Origin of the sequence: Streptosporangium sp. CA-115845, from assembly GCF_050943795.1 — a bacterium.
Taxonomy (GTDB): Bacteria; Actinomycetota; Actinomycetes; order Streptosporangiales; family Streptosporangiaceae; genus Streptosporangium.
Genome location: NZ_CP191988.1, coordinates 358,895 through 375,168 on the forward strand (window position 1 = coordinate 358,895; position 16,274 = coordinate 375,168).

Annotated in this window: 15 protein-coding genes; 10 read left to right on the plus strand and 5 right to left on the minus strand. The window is 70.5% G+C overall.

The genetic code is table 11. From position 1 onward, the window contains the following. The first annotated feature begins 71 nt into the window (after positions 1 to 71). The 6 genes from xylA (at position 72) to ACQP0P_RS03715 (ending at position 6,743) form a co-directional block, all read left to right on the plus strand. Positions 72 to 1,223: a xylose isomerase gene (gene xylA, locus ACQP0P_RS03690; protein WP_433370855.1), complete on the plus strand. Its 1,152-nt coding sequence runs from the start codon at positions 72 to 74 to the stop codon at positions 1,221 to 1,223. Then, entirely contained in the window at positions 1,220 to 2,590 is a 1,371-nt protein-coding gene (gene xylB, locus ACQP0P_RS03695; protein ID WP_433370858.1) for a xylulokinase, read from the plus strand. The genes xylA and xylB overlap by 4 nt, the downstream gene beginning before the upstream one ends. A gap of 267 nt (positions 2,591 to 2,857) precedes the next feature. Next, entirely contained in the window at positions 2,858 to 3,517 is a 660-nt protein-coding gene (locus ACQP0P_RS03700; protein ID WP_433370861.1) for a DUF998 domain-containing protein, read from the plus strand. 140 nt (positions 3,518 to 3,657) lie between these two features. Further along, entirely contained in the window at positions 3,658 to 5,871 is a 2,214-nt protein-coding gene (locus ACQP0P_RS03705; protein ID WP_433370864.1) for a sensor histidine kinase, read from the plus strand. A 114-nt stretch (positions 5,872 to 5,985) separates the two neighbouring features. Then, entirely contained in the window at positions 5,986 to 6,375 is a 390-nt protein-coding gene (locus tag ACQP0P_RS03710) for a roadblock/LC7 domain-containing protein (RefSeq protein WP_343961557.1), read from the plus strand. Then, the gene (locus ACQP0P_RS03715) at positions 6,372 to 6,743 is read left to right on the plus strand and encodes a DUF742 domain-containing protein (RefSeq protein WP_433370866.1); all 372 of its coding nucleotides are present in this window, start codon (positions 6,372 to 6,374) and stop codon (positions 6,741 to 6,743) included. Before ACQP0P_RS03710 ends, ACQP0P_RS03715 begins: the two co-directional genes overlap by 4 nt. Positions 6,744 to 6,814: 71 nt before the next feature. Here the strand turns inward: ACQP0P_RS03715 and ACQP0P_RS03720 are convergent, their stop codons facing one another. From ACQP0P_RS03720 to ACQP0P_RS03735, 4 genes are all read right to left on the minus strand, one after another. Then, positions 6,815 to 7,390, minus strand: a complete 576-nt coding sequence (locus ACQP0P_RS03720) for a GTP-binding protein (protein WP_343961561.1) — start codon at positions 7,388 to 7,390, stop codon at positions 6,815 to 6,817. Continuing rightward, the gene (locus tag ACQP0P_RS03725) at positions 7,371 to 7,718 is read right to left on the minus strand and encodes a DUF742 domain-containing protein (protein ID WP_433370869.1); all 348 of its coding nucleotides are present in this window, start codon (positions 7,716 to 7,718) and stop codon (positions 7,371 to 7,373) included. The genes ACQP0P_RS03720 and ACQP0P_RS03725 overlap by 20 nt, the downstream gene beginning before the upstream one ends. A 67-nt stretch (positions 7,719 to 7,785) precedes the next feature. Then, entirely contained in the window at positions 7,786 to 8,193 is a 408-nt protein-coding gene (locus ACQP0P_RS03730) for a roadblock/LC7 domain-containing protein (protein ID WP_350956873.1), read from the minus strand. Further along, positions 8,190 to 10,655 (minus strand): nitrate- and nitrite sensing domain-containing protein, encoded by a 2,466-nt coding sequence (locus ACQP0P_RS03735; protein WP_433370873.1) that lies wholly within the window; start codon positions 10,653 to 10,655, stop codon positions 8,190 to 8,192. The genes ACQP0P_RS03730 and ACQP0P_RS03735 overlap by 4 nt, the downstream gene beginning before the upstream one ends. 159 nt (positions 10,656 to 10,814) lie before the next feature. Between ACQP0P_RS03735 and ACQP0P_RS03740 the strand changes: the two genes are divergently transcribed. Together ACQP0P_RS03740 and ACQP0P_RS03745 are read left to right on the plus strand one after the other, a co-directional pair. Next, entirely contained in the window at positions 10,815 to 11,621 is an 807-nt protein-coding gene (locus ACQP0P_RS03740) for an SDR family NAD(P)-dependent oxidoreductase (protein WP_433370876.1), read from the plus strand. Positions 11,622 to 11,712: 91 nt separating this feature from the next. Beyond that, positions 11,713 to 11,961: a hypothetical protein gene (locus tag ACQP0P_RS03745; RefSeq protein WP_433370879.1), complete on the plus strand. Its 249-nt coding sequence runs from the start codon at positions 11,713 to 11,715 to the stop codon at positions 11,959 to 11,961. Here ACQP0P_RS03745 and ACQP0P_RS03750 read toward each other — a convergent pair. Further along, positions 11,931 to 13,928 (minus strand): NAD(P)-binding protein, encoded by a 1,998-nt coding sequence (locus ACQP0P_RS03750; protein ID WP_433370882.1) that lies wholly within the window; start codon positions 13,926 to 13,928, stop codon positions 11,931 to 11,933. The genes ACQP0P_RS03745 and ACQP0P_RS03750 overlap by 31 nt on opposite strands. Before the next feature lie 481 nt (positions 13,929 to 14,409). Between ACQP0P_RS03750 and ACQP0P_RS03755 the strand changes: the two genes are divergently transcribed. Then, positions 14,410 to 14,610 (plus strand): hypothetical protein, encoded by a 201-nt coding sequence (locus ACQP0P_RS03755; RefSeq protein ID WP_343961574.1) that lies wholly within the window; start codon positions 14,410 to 14,412, stop codon positions 14,608 to 14,610. A 33-nt stretch (positions 14,611 to 14,643) separates the two neighbouring features. Continuing rightward, positions 14,644 to 16,116 carry an SPFH domain-containing protein gene (locus tag ACQP0P_RS03760; protein WP_433370885.1) on the plus strand — a complete coding sequence of 491 codons (1,473 nt, stop codon included), beginning with the start codon at positions 14,644 to 14,646 and terminating at the stop codon, positions 16,114 to 16,116. Positions 16,117 to 16,274 lie beyond the last annotated feature (158 nt).

Here is a 16,274-nt window from a genome sequence, read left to right on the forward strand (position 1 = left end):
CCCCCCCTTGACGATCCCACCACCCCGATCCATATTAAGTCCATAAAATGGACTAAATCGGAGGAACGTAGATGAGCGCCTACACCCCCAAGCCCGAAGATCGCTTCACCTTCGGGCTCTGGACCGTCGGCTGGCAGGCCCGCGACCCCTTCGGTGACGCGTCGCGGGCCCCGCTGGACCCGGTGGAGAGCGTTCACCGGCTCGCGGAGCTCGGCGCGTACGGCGTCACCTTCCACGACGACGACCTGCTCGCCGTCGAGCCCGACAGGGACAGGGCCATCGCGAACTTCAAGAAGGCGCTGGCCGAGACCGGGCTCAAGGTCCCGATGGCCACCACCAACCTGTTCACCCACCCGGTTTTCAAGGACGGCGCGTTCACCAGCAACGACCGCGAGGTCCGCCGCCACGCGCTGCGCAAGGTCATCCGCAACATCGACCTGGCCGCCGAGCTCGGTGCGACCACCTATGTCTGCTGGGGCGGGCGCGAGGGCTCCGAGTCCGGGGCCGCCAAGGACATCAGGGCCGCGCTCAGCCGCTACAAGGAGGGCATGGACCTGCTCACCTCGTACGTGATCGAGAAGGGCTACGACATCAGGTTCGCCATCGAGCCCAAGCCGAACGAGCCGCGCGGCGACATCCTGCTCCCGACCGTCGGTCACGCGCTGGCGTTCATCAACGAGCTCGAACACTCCGACAGGGTCGGACTCAACCCCGAGGTGGGTCACGAGGAGATGGCCGGGCTCAACTTCGCGCACGGCATCGCGCAGGCACTCTGGCACGGCAAGCTCTTCCACATCGACCTGAACGGCCAGCACGGCCCCCGCTACGACCAGGACCTGATCTTCGGCCACGGCGACGTGAAGAACGCCTTCTTCCTGGTCGACCTGCTGGAGAACGGCGGCTACGAGGGGCCGAGGCACTTCGACTACAAGCCGCTGCGCACCGAGGACTCCGAGGACGTCTGGGTCTCCGCCGCGGCCAACATGCGCACGTACCTGATCCTGAAGGAGAAGGCGAGGGCCTTCCGCGCGGACCCCGAGGTCGCCCGGGCGCTCGCCGCGAGCAGGGTCGCCGAGCTCTCCGAGCCCACGCTGGCACCGGGCGAGACGATCGCGGACCTGAGCCGCGACTCCTTCGACCTCGACGCGGTGGCCGCGCGCGGCTTCCACTTCACCCGCCTCAACCAGCTCGCCATGGAGCACCTCCTCGGGGTCCGCGGATGACGCTCGTGGCCGGGGTCGACTCGTCGACCCAGAGCTGCAAGGTGGTGATCAGGGACGCCCGCACGGGCGCCCTGGTCCGCCAGGGCCGCGCGCCCCACCCGGAGGGCACCGAGGTCGATCCCGGAGCCTGGTGGGAGGCGCTGCGGGAGGCGCTCGCGCGGGCGGGCGGGCTGGACGGCGTCGAGGCGATGAGCGTCGGCGCGCAGCAGCACGGCATGGTCTGCCTGGACGCCTCAGGCGACGTGGTCAGGAAGGCGCTGCTCTGGAACGACACCCGCTCCGCCGGGGCGGCGGCCGACCTGGTGAGGGAACTGGGCGGCCCCGAGCGCTGGGCCGAGGCGGTCGGCAGCGTGCCGGTGGCGTCGTTCACGGTGACCAAGCTCCGCTGGCTGGCCGAGCACGAGCCCGACTCCGCCCGTCGTACGGCGAGGGTGTGCCTGCCGCACGACTGGCTCACCTGGCGGCTGGGCGGGGAGTTCGTCACGGACAGGGGCGACGCGTCGGGCACCGGGTACTGGTCGCCCGCGACCGGGGAGTACCGGACCGACCTGCTGCGGACGGCCTTCGGCGCCCTTCCCGGACTCCCCGAGGTGCTGGGGCCCCGCGACGGCGCGGGAGAGGTCAAGGCGGTTGGAAACGGGACGGTGCGGCTCGCGCCGGGGACGGGCGACAACATGGCGGCGGCCCTCGGGGTCGGCGCCCTGCCGGGGGACGTGGTGGTGTCGATCGGGACGTCGGGGACGGCCTTCGCGGTCGCCGACAGCCCGAGCGCCGACCCGAGCGGCGCCGTGGCCGGGTTCGCGGACGCCACCGGGCGGTTTCTGCCGCTGGTGGCCACGCTCAACGCGGCCAGGGTGCTGGAGGCCACCGCGCGGATGCTCGGGGTCGGTCTCGACGAGCTCGACCGGCTGGCCCTGGAGGCGCCCTCGGGGGCCGGCGGCCTCGTCCACGTCCCGTACCTGGAGGGCGAGCGCACCCCGAACCTGCCCTCGGCCACGGGGTCGCTGCACGGGCTGACGCTGGGCACCTCCACCCCGGCCCACCTGGCCAGGGCGGCGGTGGAAGGGCTGCTCTGCCACCTCGCCGACGCCTTCGACGCCCTCGGGCTCGATCCGGCCAGGGTGCTGCTCATCGGAGGCGGCGCCAGGTCCGAGGCCGTACGGCGGATCGCCCCCGCGGTCTTCGGGCGGCCCGTGGTCGTTCCCGAGCCGGGGGAGTACGTCGCGGACGGGGCGGCCAGGCAGGCCGCCTGGCTGCTCGGCGGCGACGAGCCTCCGGCCTGGGAGGCGGGCAGGTCCGAGCGCTACGAGGCCGACCCCGCGCCCGAGGTCAGGGCCCGCTACGCCGAGGTTCGCGGGCTCCGCTGAGACGCCGGACGCATCGGGCGCCTTAACACGGCCCGTGTGCCGGGGAGGCCCCGCCTCCCCGGCGCAAGGGGGCGCCGCGCAAGGGGGCGCCGCGCAAGGGGGCGCCGCGCAAGGGGGCGCCGCGCAAGGGGGCGCCGCGCAAGGGGGCGCCGAGGGGCCCAAGGCGGGTGAAGCCGCTCTCCGGCCGGTCGTCTCAGGGACGGCTCAGGGTTGGATCAGGGATGCCGCCGGATGCTCGAAACGCCCTGCGGCGAGCAGGATTGATGCATGCTCGCCTCGAAAAGGCTCTACCCCCTGATCGCGTGCGCCGGGATCGCGGCGGCCGCGGTGGCCGCCCTGACCGCCATGGTGGGGCGGCCCGACCCGGTTCCGTACCCGGACTCGCTCGATCTGACGATCAGCGAGTACGCCGCGCTGGACCGCAGCGGAGTCACCGGGTTCGTCATGGCGTCGCTGGGGATCGCCTCCCTCGCGCTGGTCGCCGGGCTGCGCGCGACCGGGGCGCCGATGGGGGTCCTGGCCGAGCGGCTGATGCGGGGGTGGGGTGCCGGGCTCATCCTCCTCGCGGTGCTGCCCCCGGTCCTTCCCGGCACGGGCACCGACCTGATCGGCCAGACGTACCGCTACCTGTCGATCGCCGTGTTCGTGGCGATGCCGGTGGCGGGCGGCCTGCTGGTGGCGCGGTTCACCGAGGACGAGCGGTGGCGGCCGGTGGCCAGGACCGTGGAGTGGCTGGCGCTGGCCGGAGGTTTCGGCCTACTGGTGATCACCTACGTGGCGCTCCCCGGGCACGGGGTGCTCGCGGGCCTCGCCGAGTGGACTCTGCTCGGGACCGAGGTCGCGCTGGTGGGTGTGCTGGCCGCCCGGCTCGCGCGGCTGACCTGGGTACGGAGCGCCACTCAGGCATCACGCGCCGCTCTGGGCTGACTTGTCACTTCTCATGACTATTTCATGACATGTCACAAATAGGCTACAAATAGCAGGAGTCGCCAGTGCTATTCTCGTCGGCGATCTAGAGATCGTCCGGGGCTCCCCCTGGCGTTCCGTGAGCGAGCCGTTGAGGTGACATGGCATCGAGCAAGTCCATCCGGTTCAAGGTCTCGGTGCTGCTGGCCATTCCGCTCACCTCGCTGGTGGCGGTGTGGGGCTTCGCCTCGGTCGTCACGATCGGCGACTCGGTGAGCCTGCGCTCCATCGGCACGCTGTACGAATCCGTCGGCAAACCCTCAGGTGACCTGAACAGCGCGGTCCAACGCGAGCACATCCTGTCGGCCGAGTACCTGGCCACCCGCTCCGACTCCGACCACAGGACCCTCGCGGGACAGCGGATGGTCACCGACCAGGCCCGGACCCGTCTCCGCCAGGAGATGGACAGGGACGAGGTGCGGGCGGTGATGTCCGAGGAGATGAGGACACGCCACGCCGAGCTGATGAGACAGATGGCGGGGCTCGACGCGATCCGCGCCAGGATCGACTCGGGGCGGATCGACGGGGTGGGGCTCTCCGGGGAGTTCGCCCGGCTGCCGGAGGCGCTGAACCGGCTCTACAACACCCTGAGCCTCGGCAACGACCTCCCGCTCTACCGCCAGTTGCGCGGCGTCACGATGATGAACCAGGTCATCAACCTGCTCAGCCGCGAACGGGCGCTCGCCATGGGTTCGCTGGTGCGAAGGAGCCCGATGGCGGGGGGCGAGGCGCGGGTGTTCACCCGGCTCGCCGCCAATCGGACCTTCCTCATGGAACAGACGCTCCCCGAGCTGGAGCCCTCGCTGCGCGCCCCCTTCATGGAGCTGATCGCCTCCTCGACGTACGCGCGGTTCACCATCCTGGAGTCCCGCCTGCTGGCCGGCGACGCTGTCTCGGCCACCGAGTGGCGCGCCACGGGCGACGCGCTGGACGCCGCCTACCAGCGGTCGCTGACGGAGGCCGGTCCCATGCTCGTCGAGCGGGCCGAGCCCGTGACCGTGGGCGTCTACGTCCGCGCCGGTGTCGTCGGCGTGCTCGGCCTCGTCGCGGTCGTCGCGTCGCTGCTCGTCTCGTACCGGATCGGCAGCGGGATCACCAGGGAACTCGCCGCCGTACGGCGGGCCGCCACCGACCTCGCGGAGGTGCGGCTTCCACGGGTGATGGAGAAGCTGCGCCGCGGCGAGAAGGTGGACGTGACGGCCGAGGCACCCGCGCTGGAACCGCTGGGCAGCACCGCCGAGATCCACGATGTCGCCGCCGCCTTCGACAGCGTCCGGCGCAGCGCTGTGGACGCCGCCGTGGAGCAGGCCAGGCTGCGCGAGGGCGCAGCCCATTCCTTCCGCAACCTCGCCCGCCGGAGCCAGTCGCTGCTGCAGCGCCAGCTCAAGCTGCTCGACGGCATGCAGAAGCGGGCGGAGAACCCCGAGGCGCTGGAGAATCTCTTCAGGCTCGACCACCTCACCACCCGCATGCGCCGCCACGCCGAGGGCCTGGTGATCCTGTCCGGTGGGGCGGCGGGCCGCAAGTGGCGCTCGGCGGTGCCGATGGAGGACGTGCTGCGCGGGGCCGCCGCCCAGGTCGAGGACTACGCCCGGATGCGGATCCTCCCGACGGGCGGCACCACCCTGGTCGGCAACGCCGTCGCGGACATGATGCACCTGTTCGCCGAGCTCCTGGAGAACGCCACGGTCTTCTCCCCGCCCGGCAGCCAGGTCTCGGTCCGCGGCGAGCTCGTGGGCCGTGGCTTCACCGTCGAGATCGAGGACAGGGGGCTCGGGCTGACCGCGGAGAGGCGTGCCGCGATCAACGAGCGCCTGGCCAGCCCGCCGGAGTTCGACCCGGGCGACACCGACCGGCTGGGCTTCGCCGTGGTCGGGTTGCTGGCCGCCAGGTACGGGGTCGAGGTCGTGCTGCACTCCTCGCCGTACGGCGGGACCGGGGTGGTCGTCCTCATCCCCGAGGAACTGCTCGGGGAGCCGGAGCCCGTCGAGCAGTCGCCGGAGCCGCCGGTGCTCACCGTCATCAGCGTGCGCTCCGAGCCCGGGGGACAGCCGGAACGGGCCGCCGGTGAACCCGGTGAGCCGGCGGTGCCGATTCCCACGGACCTGTGGAGGCCGCTGCGACGCGGCGGCGGCGGGCTGCCACGCCGGGTACGGCAGGCGAACATGCCGCCGACGCAGGCCGGGGAGCCACGTCCGCCCGACACCGAGATCGAGGAGCGGTCACCGGAGGAGGCGAGGGCGCTGATGAGCGCCCTGCAGTCCGGCTGGCGGCGCGGCCGGGCCGACGACGAGGACGGCGGTGCCGAGCGTTGAGCCGGAGCCGTGAGAGCGGGAGCGCGAACGGAGGCGGGTCCAGTAGACCGGTTTCGTCGCGCTGGTGGGGGAAGAAGATCAAAAGGATCATCAGAGGGGAAGGGGTTTAACCACGTGCCGGGTGAGCTTTATTGGCTTCTGGATGATTTCGTCACGAGCGTGGCGGACGTTTCGCACGCGCTGATCCTGTCCAACGACGGGTTGATGATGGCCTCGTCCAGAGGGCTGACCAAGGAGGACGCCGACCATCTGTCGGCGGTGGCGTCCGGCTTCCAGAGCCTGGCGAAGGGCACCAGCCTGCAGTTCGGCGGCGGAGCCGTGCGCCAGACGATGGTGGAGATGGACTCCGCGTTCCTCTTCGTCACCTCCGCCGGTCAGGGGAGCTGCCTGTCGGTCATGACCACCGGCGCCGCCGACGTGGGCCTGATCGCCTACGAGATGGCCCGCCTGGTCACCCGGGTCGGACAGCACCTGGCCACCGGGCCCCGGATGGCCGGCCAATGAGCGACGACGTCGAGTGGGTAGACGAGGAGGCCGGTCCCGTCGTCCGCCCCTACGCGGTGACCGGGGGGCGCACCAGGACGTCCTGCTCCTCGTTCGACCTGCTCTCGATGGCGGTGGCGACAGGGACACCGGTCTCCCCGGGAGCGTGTCTGGGCTCCGAACACCGGCGGCTGCTCAACCTGGTCAGGCGGGCACGCCCGATCGTGGAGATCGCGTCGGAGGCCGAGCTGCCGGTCGGCGTGATCAAAGTCCTCCTGGGCGACCTGCTCGACCAGGGGCTGGTCCTGGTGAGATCGCCGCTTCCCGCCGCCTCCGTGCCACCGGAGAGCCTGCTGAGGGAGTTGATCAGCGGCTTGCGGGCACTGTGACCTCCCGGTGGGGCACCTGAGTTCGTGTCCGGTCTCCGGTAGCGAGGGCCGGGGAGCACCCGGCCCGCCACTCAGCTCTGGCTGGCCGTCAGTACCTTCAACGAGTGCTCCACGAGGGTCACGAGCACCGTCTTCGCCGAGACACGGCGCCGCACGTCGCAGAGGAGCACCGGCACGTCCACGTCGAGGTCCAGGGCGACACGGACGTCTTCCGCCTCGTGCCGGTCGGCGCCGTCGAAGCAGTTGACGGCCACGATGAACGGCGTGCCGCGCTGCTCGAAGTAGTCGATCGAGGGGAAGCAGTCGGTCAGCCGCCGGGTGTCGGCCAGCACCACGGCGCCCAGCGCGCCGTAGGACAGCTCGTCCCACATGAACCAGAACCGCTCCTGGCCCGGGGTGCCGAACAGGTAGACGACCAGGCCCTCCCTGATCGTGATGCGGCCGAAGTCCATCGCGACGGTGGTGGTGGTCTTGCCCTCCACCCCGTCGACGTCGTCGATGCCGATACCGCGGTCGGAGAGCACCTCCTCGGTGCGGAGCGGCCGGATCTCGCTGATGGCGCCCACGAGCGTGGTCTTTCCCACCCCGAAGCCACCCGCGATGAGAATCTTGAGGGCGACGGGTTCGTCAGAGGGCCCGAAGTCCATTGATCACTTCCTTGAGAATGCGCTCGCTCGCGGAGGCGCGCCCGATCGAGATGAGCTTGTGGTCCTGCAGGTCGCCGAGAAGGACCCTGACCACGCCGAGTGGCAGGTTGAGGTCCGAGGCGACGTCGGCGACCGAGGTCGGGGTGGTGACCATGGCGAGAATGCGTTCCTGTTCCGGCCCGGGGACGAATCCCCCGGACGGGACGGCGCGGGTCGAGGTGACCATCGCGACCAGGTCCAGAGTGTCACCGGAGGAGCGGGTGCGACCCCTGATGAGCGCGTAGGGCCGGACGACCGGTCCGGCCTCCTCGTCCATCCAGTGTGTCATCCGGACCTCCGGCACCGGGTTCGGGGATCCGACGGTCCTTGGACGGCGCAGCCACCCGCTCCCCCGCTCATGAGAGACCCTGGCGCGGACTGGTGGAGATATGCTGGCCCACCCGCTTGACCAGCATCGCCATCTCGTACGCGATGTGACCCACATCGGCGTCGGAACTGCTCAGCACGGCCAGGCAGGTGCCCTGTCCGGCAGCGGTCACGAACAGGAACGCCGACTCCATCTCCACGATGGTCTGGCGCACCTCACCGCCGCCGAAATGGCGTCCCGCGCCGCGTGCCAGGCTCTGGAATCCGGCTGCGACCGCGGACAGATGTTCGGCGTCCTCGCGGTTGAGCCCCTTCGAGAAGCCGACGGCCAGCCCGTCGGTGGAGAGGAGCACCGCCTGGCGCACCGCGCCCACCCTGGTGGTCAGGTCGTCGAGGAGCCAGTTCAGCTCGCCGGTGTTGGTCAACTTTCCGGTCATTTGTCCCCCTTGTCGCCTGTCGTGTGGTGTGCGAAGTCATCGTCCTGCTCCTCGCGTCCGCGCCGCGCACCCGCCTGGAAGGCGGAGAACAACGCGCGGACCTCGTCGGGCGAACGCTCCTCGCACGGTTCCGCCCCTGGCTCCGGCTGGGCGGGCTCCGTCGCCTCGGGCTCCTGGCGGAGTTGAGGCGCCAAGTTCGCCTGCCGGACCCGGCGGGGCAGGCCACCCGGCCCCATGGGGGGCTGCGAGGCCGTCTTACGTGTCGGAGCGTCATCGCCGAGCTCGGGCGCCCGCCGGGTCTCACGGGTCCCCTGTGGCGCCCCCTCGGGCGACGCGGCGAAGAGGGCGTGGCCCCAGCCGGTCTCCTGGTCCGCGGTCCCTTCCGGACGCCCCTCCTGCCCGGCGGACCGGGTACGGGCCGGCAGGTCGGTCACCACGCTGAGAGAGGGCGCGGCGGTGGACTGGGCGGGGGAGGCCGGCCTCGCCCTGCGGGGCAGGCCGTTGCCGTTGCCGTTGGCGGGGGGCGAGAACGTGTCGTGCGAGGAGGAGCCGAACAGCTCTCCTGGACGCTCGGCGGCGCGTTCGGTGCTGGAGGACGTCTGCTCCACGGTGAGGGCGAGCGGCGAGCCCTGCTGGGCGATCACCGTACGGGGAATGAGCACGATGGCCGTGGTGCCGCCGAACGGCGAGCCGCGCAGGATGACCTGGATGCCGTGCCGGGAGGCGAGCTGGCCCACCACGAACAGGCCCAGCCGGTCGCTGTCGGCCAGGTCGAACTCCGGCGGGTTGGCCAGCCGCTCGTTGATGGCCGCGTACTCCATGTGGCCCAGGCCCAGGCCGCGGTCCTCGACCTCGACGGCGAACCCGTTGGCCACCACGTCGCCGCGCACGGTCACCATGGTCTGCGGCGGGGAGTAGATCGTGGCGTTCTCGATCAGCTCGGCCACCAGATGGGTGATGTCGGCGACCGCGGCCCCGTCGAGCGAGATGTCGGCCACCGGCATCACGTTGACCCGGGTGTAGTCCTCGACCTCGGCGATCGCGGCTCGCAGGACGTCGACCACGGGCACCGGTTTGCGCCACGACCGGCCGGGTGCCGCGCCGGACAGGATGATCAGGCCCTCGGCGTGCCGCCGCATACGGGTGGTCAGGTGATCCAGCCGGAACAGGTCCTCAAGGCTGTCGGGGTCGGTCGCCCGGTGCTGCATGCTGTCGAGCAGGGTGAGCTGGCGGTGGAGCAGGCTCTGCTTGCGCCGGGCCAGGTTCACGAAGACCTGGCTGACGCCACGCCTCAGGTTGGCCTGGCCGACGGCGGCCTCGACCGCGGTCCGCTGCACCGAGCCGAACGCGTGGGCCACGTCGTGCACCTCGGTCGAGCCGCCCGCCTGGATCGGCGGCGCCTCGGCCCGCACGTCGACCTCCTCGCCGCGCCGCAGGCGGTCCACGACGCGGGGAAGCCGCACGTCCGCCAGCTCCAGGGCGGCCGAACGGAGCCCGGCGAGCTCCGCGGCCAGGCGGCGGCCGAAGCGGACCGAGATGATGATCGACGCGACCACCGCGATCAGGCCGACGCCGCCGGCGATCACGATCCGGAGCAGGATGCCGGTGGCCGCCGTCTGGGCCCGCTCCGCCAGCTTCTTGGAGGCGGCGAGGTTGACCCTGTCCAACCAGGCCGACATCTCGTTCGCGGTCGCCTTCCACCTGGTCGCCTCGGGGGGCAGCCGGTTGCCGGTCGATCTGACGATGGCCTTCTCCAGGTCCGTGAACTTCTCGAAGGCCGCGGACTTGAAGGTGTCACGGTAGGTCGCGCCCAGCTCGGGATCGAGCAAGGCCACGCCCTTGGTGTGCAGGAAGTTCCGGGTGGTGACGTACTCGCCGAAGGCCTTGCGCTCCTCCTCCGACAGCCGGTAGTCGATCAGAGCCCCGCTGATCAGCGCGTTCTCCCTGGCGAACATCTCATAGGCGTTGCCCATGCCCTGCATGGCCGTGGCCTGCTGGAAGATCGACAGATCGGGCACCGCGGCCATCTGGTCGTACACCAGGAAGACCGCGTCGAGGATCCGGTTGTAGCTCGACAGCACGCTCAGCCGTGCCTGCTGTCCGCTGTCGACGCCCGACCGGATGTTCGGAAGCCGGTCGAGCTGGCTGAGCAGCGCGCCCAGTGAGCTACGTAGTTCCGGGCTGCCGGAATCCTCGGAGGCGGTGGCCTTCCTGAACGCGGCGACCGCCCGGTCGGTCCGGGAGCGCTGCTCACCCATCCCGCTCGTGAGGACCCGGGAACTGATCGCCACCGACGACTGCGTCCGCTCCGCCTGAAGTTGTAGTCCCAGATCAGTGGAGGTGACACCCACCGACTGGTAGATGCTGTTCGCGTTCAGCAGCGTGATCCCGTCACCGACGGTGAGGTTGAGCACGAAGCCCCACAGTGCGCTCAGCGACAGCAGCGGCAGGAGCAACAGCAAGAAAATCTTGAACCGAATCGAGCGGTTTCCAGAGCCCATGTCCACTCGTCCCAACCTCTGAGCGTGTGGAGGCTCGTGCCGGCTTAGGGGTGGATAGGCCTCCGGAAGATCGCATAGGAGACTAGCACCGAATAGGCTTTCTGCGCAGTGGAGGATCGGATGATTAGTGTGATTACCGGGGCTAGTGCCGGAATTGGTGAGGCGGCTGCGGTAGAGCTCGCGAGGCGCGGGCAGCGGGTTGTTCTGGTCGGCCGTAATCCCGGTAAGACGGCTCGCGTGGCGGAAAGGGTAACGGCGGTCTCGGGAACGGTCCCGGATACGTTCACCTGCGATTACACCTCCCTGGACGATGTGCGCAGGCTGGCGGCCGAGCTGCTCTCCCGTTACGAGCGGATTGACATTCTCGTCAACAACGCGGGTGTCATGACCACCGAGCGTACGCTCACCCGCGACGGCCACGAGACGATGATCCAGGTCAACCACCTTGCCCCCTTCCTGCTGACGAACCTGCTGCTGGAGCGGGTCGGGGAACGTGTGATCACCACCTCCTCCCGGGCGGGCAAGACCGGGCGCCTCGATCCGTCCGATCTCGACCGCGAGCGGCGGCGCTGGAGCGGCTGGCTCCAGTACGGGGACTCCAAGCAGGCGGGTGCCCTCTTCACGGTGGAGCTGGCCCGGCGCCTCGCGGGCACCGGGGTGACCGCGACCTGCTTCCACCCCGGTGTGATCAGGACCGAGTTCGCCCCGGCCACGCTGATGATGTGGATGGTGAAGAACATCCCCGGGATGGGCCAGACCGTCGAGGAGGGCGCGAGCACCATGGTCCACCTCGCCACCCACCCGGACGGCGCCACCCACTCGGGCCGCTACTTCGCCAAAAGCGCTCCGGCGGCCGTCCCCGGGAGAATGGCCGACCCCGCGCTGGCCCGCGCGCTCTGGGACGCCAGCGCCGCCGCCGTCGGGTAGCCGTACCCCCGCCGGGGCGCTGCTCGTCGCGGCGTTTCTGGCGGTCACCCCGGCCAGGCGCACCCGGTACTCGGGGTTCGGCGCGGCGACGATGTACGCCTACCTGCTGCACGGCCTGGTGGTGAAGGTCGCCGAGCGGTTCTACGGAGACTGGGCCCAGACTCTGCCGGGGGTGACGGTCGTGGCGCTTCTCGGGGTCGGGTTCGCCGCCCTGCTGTGCACGGAGCCGGTGCGGCGCGTCACCCGCTGGGCGGTCGAGCCGAGGATGAGCTGGGCCTTCACCAGGCTGAGAAAGCCCGGCCGACCCCGTCAGCGCTGTAGCTCCGCGACCGCGCGGTAGGCGGCGGTGACGGCCGCGTCGGCGCGGGCGGCGGGCACGGAGTCGGAGTTGGCGATCGCGATCCGGCCGTGCGGCCGGCGGGCGACGGCCGCCGGCGGCTGCCCGTCGGGGTAGAAGCCGAGATCCCACGGGGTGGCGTACTCAGGTGTGTAGCCATGCCCCCACCGGTTGACCGTGATCGCCTCGATGTCGCGGGCCGCGTCGAAGCCTCCCGGGCCGAGCAACCGGGTGAGCTGGTCGCGGATGCTGTACTCCAGGTGCCCGTACGGCGTCTCGATCAGGGCGTACCGACCGGCGATCGAGCCGTGCGCGGGTGACACTCCGGGCGTGACGGGCGTGCTGACCATGTGCACCGCGATCGGCTCGGAGGGTGTCCTCGGGCACCGGTAGCCGCCGACGTCGGCCGGGTCGTCGAGCTCGGCCACGCACCAGCGGGCGCCGGTGAACCTGGCGCGCCTGATCCCGATCTCATGCCAGGCATGCCAGTCACGGAACTGGACCGTCGCGTACAGCAGGGGCACCTTGACCGCCCGGTACAGCGCCGCCCGCTGCGCGGGCGGCAGGTCGCCGACCAGGTAGGGGATCATCGAGTTCCAGCAGGCCATGATCACGCTTTCGGCCCGCACGGTCCGCACCCGCTCGCCGTCGAAGTAGCCGACCGTGGCGCCGGTGGCCGCCTCGGGCCGACCGTCGTTGACCGCCGAGACCACCGGACTGGACAGGCGTATCCGGACCCGGTTGCCCGGCCGGTCGAGCACGCCGTAGTCGAAGCTCGCGGTGGTGATCCCCGCCATGTCGGCGGCCGTGGCGAAGCCGGGGACCATCCGGGCGGCCATCATCCGGACGATCGCCTGGTTGCCCTCGGGGAAGCGGTAGGCGCGCGGCTCGTCCGCTTCCCACTCCTTGATCACGGTCGGGGAGTTGTACCTGGACGGCTTGGAGGCGTCGAGCCCGAGCCCCTGAAACCCGGGGTAGCGGTGCTCGTCGGCGCAGGCCCAGGCGTCGATCGCGCCGAAGGCGTCGGAGCCGTAGGCCCACTCGTCACTCGGCATGGTCTGGACGAACCTCAGCACATCCGGGTGGACCCCGCAGACCTCGGCGAGGAAACCCGAGTAGGTGAGCCTGGCCAGCCGCTCCTGTTTCTCCTCGCCGGACAGGCCGGGAAACCAGTCCGGCGGGTCGCCGTACAGCATGAGCAGGTCCTTTCTGGCCTGCTCCGCGACCGGCAGTTCGGCGATCCACCGCGGTGCCCCCTTGCCGGGGGTGAACACGACCAGCCGCTCGGCGGGGAAGGTCTCCCGGTCGCAGCAGACGCTGTCGTGCATCCCCAGGTCCGGGTAGAGCCTCCGCTCCCTGGCGAGCCTCCCGGGGCGGATGTCCAGCTTGGCGAGCAGGTCCTTCCCCTCGGGAGTCCACGCCGCCGGGTTGATGATCGACCGTGATCCGCCGTACGTGACCAGCGGCCCCCTCCTGGTCCTCGGGTGGAACTCGTTGCGCAGGGCGTGCCCGCCGATGTCGTCATGGTTGTCCAGGATCAGGATCCGCGCGCCGGGGTCGCGCTCCAGCCACCGGTGGGCCGCGCTGAGACCGCTGATCCCCGCGCCGACCACGACCAGGTCATAGCGCTCGCCGGTGGGCTCCGGCGTGCCCGCGTACGGCCAGAACCGCTGGTCGCGAAGGGCGTGCGGCACGCTCAGCGCCTCCGAGGTGTCGCCGCGCAGTCCGGTGAGGGACGGCGGGTAGGAGGTGTCGGGCGAGAGCTCCAGATCTTCGATGCCGGCGAGGCGGGACATCTTTTCCATGCCATCGGCAGGGGAGGCGTTCCATCCGCCGATCCCGGGCAGCGAGCACGCCGCCGCGATCCCGGTGGCCGCGATCATCCCGTCGAAGAAGTCCCGGCGGGAGATGGGCCGGTCCATGCCGAGTTCCAGGGCCTTACGTGGATTGATCTCATCAGGATCGGTCATGGGGCGATCATCACGATGTGAATGGATCGCCGCGGTCGCCGCGCTGCGTTTTCGGGAACTTTTTACCCATGCCATTAGCGCGCTGTCATGATATCTCCTGCATGAGAGTCATGTCATGGTCGCCGGGAATTGAAAGGAGGAGCGGGCGGCGACTATCCGGCCCGTGGAAAGGGGCCCGCGCCTGGGGCGTCCTGGTGCGCACCGGGACGCACCGCTCCGCGTGGTTCTCCGCTGCTTCGTGCCTTTCCGCTCCTGACCTCGGATTTCGCGGGACGGGAGGCGGCGCGGGTGAGCGGGGAGCGTGCCGTATGAATTTTCAGGATAAGCCGGAACGTTATGGAAGGTTGGCTCGTTACCTCTATAAAGTGAAGCACGGGGATTAACGGTGGAAGTCCGAACGAGCTCATGCCGTGGCATGGTGCGTGGCGGAGCGAGGCGCGCATTCGTTTTTCCCTCTGACGGCTGATCCGGGGAGTGTCGCGTGGTCGGTAAAGAGGGCAGGGTCACCGGAAAGATCGGCCCCGGCCTGGTCGGGGAGGTGATGGTGGTGGTCCGGGGCGGTGTCGAGGCGTTCTACGCGCATCCCACGGTTCCCGACGAGGAGTTCACCGTCGGCTCGATCGTCGTGATCGTCGACTTCTTCCCGCCGCGCACCGTCTACGTCTCCCGAGCGCTCGGCTGACAGTTCTCTCATCCCCCCACCGCGGAGGCCACGATGCCTACGGAGTACTTCGTCATTGGGGGCGTCGTCCTCGTCGCCCTGCTCGTCATCGTCCTGCTCTTCAAGGCCATCTGGCGGGTGGCCGAGCCCAACGAGGCGCTGATCATCTCCGGGCTCGGGGCCCGGGGCAGGAGTGAGGAGGCCGACAGCCTCGGATTCAAGATCATCACAGGTAAGGGCACCTCCGTGCTCCCCGGATTCCAGACCGCGCGCCGCCTGCGCCTGGACAGCCGGGCCGCCAACCTCCGGGTCTCCTGCGTCACCCAGCAGGGCATCCCGGTGGTGGTACGCGGCGTCGTGATCTACAAGGTCGGCGACGACCTGCACTCGATCGCCAACTCCGCCCGCCGCTTCCTGGACCAGCAGGACTCGATGAACGGTGCCATCCACGAGCTGTTCACCGGCCACCTGCGGTCGATCATCGGCAACCTGACGGTCGAGGACCTCATCCTCAACCGCGAGCGGCTGACCGGCGAGACCCGAGCCTCGGCCGCCGATGAGATGATCAAGCTTGGCCTGATCGTCGACTCCCTGCAGATCCAGGAGATCGAGGACGAGACGGGCTACATCACCAACCTCGGCAAGCCGCACGCCGCCAGGATCGCCGCCTCGGCGCGTATCGCCGAGGCCCAGCGTGACCAGGAGGCCACCGAGGCCGAGCAGGTCGCCGCCGCCAACAAGGCCGCCGCCTGGCGCGACTCCCAGATCAAGCAGGCCGCCTACCAGGCCGAGATCGACGAGGCCCTGGCCAGGTCCCGCCAGGCGGGGCCGCTCTCCGAGGCGTCCGCCCGCCAGGAGGTCGTCGTCCAGGAGACCCGCGCCGCCGAGCTTGAGGCGGCGCTGGCCGAGCAGCGACTCCAGGCCCAGGTCCGCAAGCCCGCCGACGCCAGGGCGTACGAGACGGTGACGGCCTCCCAGGCCGAGCGCGACGCCCGTATCGCCGGGGCCGAGGCCGAGGCCCGCGAGACCGAGCTCCGCGCCGCCGCGCAGGCGTCGCAGGTCAAGCAGGCCGCCGCGGCCGAGGCGGAGTCCGTGCGGCTGCGCGGTCTCGCCGCCGCCGACGCGACCAAGGCCACCGGCCTGGCCGCCGCGGAGGCTTCCAGAGCTCAGGGACTCGCGGAGGCCGAGGCGGCCAAGGCGAGGGGTCTGGCCGAGGCCGACGCGATCCGGGCCCGTTCCGAGGCACTCGCCGACAACCAGGAGGCGGTCATCGCCCAGCAGCTCGCCGAGAACTGGCCGCAGATCGTCGAGGCGGGGGCGAAGTCCTTCGGCAACGTCGACCACATGGTCGTCCTCAACGGAGCCCAAGGGGTCGAGGAGATGCTCGCCAAGGCTCTCACCCTCGGCGGCACCGGTCTCGGACTCGTCCGCTCCCTGCTGAGCGGCGCCACCCCCGCCACCCCCGCCGTCTCCGGCGGCGACACGGCTGTCGCAACGCCGGGAAAGCCCGCCGACCGGATCTCCTGACGCCGGGGTTTACCGGGCGGTGATCGCGGGCCGGAACCCGGATACGACCACTTCACAACAGGATCGTGACCGAGGGCCAGTAATTCGGGGCACTCCGTTATGTGTTGTTGCCTTTTCCCAGGGCATACGCCTGGCAGCTGAGCAGACAGGAGCGTGGA